The sequence below is a fragment of the Rhizobacter sp. P2_H2 genome, assembly GCF_056403375.1.
Genome location: NZ_JBFUFP010000718.1, coordinates 1 through 2,886 on the forward strand (window position 1 = coordinate 1; position 2,886 = coordinate 2,886).

The window sequence follows — 2,886 nt, forward strand, 5'->3', positions numbered from 1 at the left end:
CCGGTTGGCTGCTGGCCATGACGGTTCCTTCCATGCGCTCGACGAGCGCCTTGACGACGGCCAGCCCGATGCCGGTGCCGTCGATGCCTTCGTTCTCGATGCCGAGCCGGTTGAACGGCTCGAACAGCTGCGGCAACTGGTCGGGCCGCAGCCCGCGACCCGTGTCTGCCACATGCAGCGTCACGTGCGTCGCATCGACCGTGCAGGTCAGCGTGACGCGTCCATGGGGCCGGTTGTACTTGATCCCGTTCGTCAACAGGTTGATCAGCACCTGGCGCAGCCGGATCCGGTCGGCGCGCACGGTCGCCTGCAGCCGGTCGGCATGCAGCGTCACGCCGTGCTCGCGCGCCAGCGCCTCCACCAGCGGCAAGGTCTCGTACACCACCTCGTGCAGCGCAAGCGGCTGCAGGTCCAGCCGCAGGTTGCCGCTCTCCAGGCTCGACAGGTCGAGCACGTCGTTGATCAGCGACAGCAGGTGCCGGCCGGCCGCGGCGATGTGCTCGACCTTGTGGTTGTGGTCGGCACTCAGCGCACGCGCGTCGAGTTGCAGCAGCTGCGCGAAGCCCAGCACCGCGTTCAGCGGCGTGCGCAGCTCGTGGCTCATGCGCGCCAGGAACTCCGACTTGGCCGAACTCTCGCGCTGCGCGACGGCCCGCTCCTGGCGAGCGATCTCGGCGCTGCGCGCATCGGTGATGTCCCAGTTCACCCCCATGTGGCGATGCACCTGGCCGCTCGCATCCGTCACCGCCGTCGAGCGCGAGGCCAGCCAGTGCACCGAACCGTCAGGCCACACGACGCGGAACTCATAGGCCGCGCTGCTGCGGTTGCGCACCGATTCCTCGAGCGCGGCCGCGACCCGCTCGCGGTCCTCGGGCCACACCAGCGCCGCGCGCTCGGCCTCGTTCGGCACGTGGTCCGACGGCTCCAGGCCGCGCAGCCGGAACATCGCCTCGTCCCACACCGAGGTGTCGGTGCGCGGCAGCCATTCCCAGGTGCCGATGCCCACGCTGCGCACCGCCAGGCCGATGCGCTCGTTCGCGCTGCGCAGCGCGGCTTCGGTCTTCACGCGCTCGGTCACGTCGATCGTGATGCCGAACAGCATCGGCCGGCCATCGCGCAATTCGCGCCGCACCCGGTTCACCAGCCAGCGCACCTCGCCGTCGGGGCGGCGGATGCGGTACTCGTGCTCCACCGACACCGCGTCGCTTGCGCGGATCTCGTCGCGCACGCGCTCCATGAAGGCGCGGTCGTCCGGGTGCACGACCTCGCCCATCCACTCGGCGCCCGATGGCACGCCCGCCTCCTTCGGCCGGCCGATGATGCGGAACATCTCGTCGTTCCACTCGGCCTGGCGGGTCTGCGGGTCGCGGCTCCAGATGCCCAGGCCCGCCGCCGTGGCGGCGATCTCCAGCCGCTTCGCGATCTCGGTCGCGCGCCGCGTGTGCTCGACCTGCTCGGTCACGTCGAGCGCGACGCCGACGAACTCGATCGGCGTGCCCTCGGCATCGCGGCGCACCACACGGCGCGTCAGCACATAGCGGAAGCTGCCGTCCGGGCGGCGGTAGCGGGCTTCCATGTCGACCGGGCGGTCCGAGCGCAGCGCGGCCTGCGAGGTGGCCAGCACCTGCGGCAGGTCGTCGGGGTGGATCAGCGCCCGCACCTCCTCCAGCGCCATGCCCTCGGGCCGCGGCGTGATGTCGAGCACCTGGTACGCGCGCTCGTTGTAGTACATGCGGTTGCGCTTCAGGTCATGGCGCCAGATCGCGATGTTGCCCAGGTCGACCGCGATCTTCAGCTGCGCGCYGGTGTCGTTGAACGACTCGGCCAGCTCGTAGGCCTCGGTGTCGTCGACCATGATGCCGATCGCGCGGGTCGGCGTGCCGCCGCCGGGGGGGGACTTGACCTCCCATTGCGAATGCACGCGCCGGATCCCGCCGTCGGGCATCACGATGCGGTAGCGCCGCGCGTACTGGCCGGGCTCGGTCATCGACTCGAAGATCCGCGGGTCGACCCGGTCGTCCGGGTGGATGTGCTGCGCGGTGCGCGCGAAGTTCGGCGTGCCGCCGGCCGGGTCCAGGCCGAAGAAGCGGAACATGTGGCGATCCCAGCGGCCTTCGCCGGACGGGATGTCACGCTCCCAGACGCCCAGGCGCCCGAATTCCTGCGCCATGTCGAGCAGCTCGGCGAGCCGGCGCGCCTCGTCGCCGAGCGCGCGCACGTCGGTGATGTCCTGCACCAGCAGCAGCTGCGGGCCGGGTGTCTGCAGGCTCAGCCAGCGCTGCGTGCCGGAGGGCGTGGTCCAGCGGTGTTCGGCGGCCGCCAGGGCAGCCTGCGGCGGCAGGCCGAGCAACTGGCGCACATCGCGCCCCTGCAATGCGCCGGGGGGCTGCCCGCAGGCGGCCTCGAGGCGGCCGTTGCTCCAGGCGATGAGGCCGGCGGCGTCGAGCTGCAGCAGCGCGTCGGGACTCGCGGCCAGCAGTGCCCGCGCCGTCTCGATCGGCAACTGCTCGCCGGGCGAATCGGAGGGGGACGCGTCGGGAACAGCCATGGAGGGCAAGTGTTGTGCCGAATGCGGCAGGCGTCCAGCGCACTTGCCCGCAGGGACGCCCGTCCGTGGCCAGCCGGGCTCAGCCAGCGACCTGCAGCACCAGCTTGCCGAAGTTCTCGCCGCTGAACAGCTTCAGCAAGGCCTGCGGGAAGTTCTCCAGCCCGGTGACCACGTCTTCCCGGCTGCGGATGCGGCCGGCCTGCAGCAGCTCGCCCAGCTCGGCGATGGCGACCGGGTAGCGGTCGGCGTAGTCGAACACCACCATGCCTTCCATGCGGGCGCGGTTGACCAGCAGCGACAGGTAGTTGGCGGGGCCTTTCACCGGGGTCGTGTTGTTG

At 71.2% G+C, this 2,886-nt stretch carries 2 protein-coding genes; both read right to left on the minus strand.

Features of this window, described 5'->3' with window-relative positions:
• The coding region (locus AC1D15_RS25185) for a PAS domain-containing sensor histidine kinase (protein WP_477828133.1) at positions 1-2,548 on the minus strand (2,548 nt) is incomplete at its 3' end.
• Positions 2,549-2,627: 79 nt separating this feature from the next.
• The coding region (locus AC1D15_RS25190) for a zinc-binding dehydrogenase (protein ID WP_477828134.1) at positions 2,628-2,886 on the minus strand (259 nt) is incomplete at its 5' end.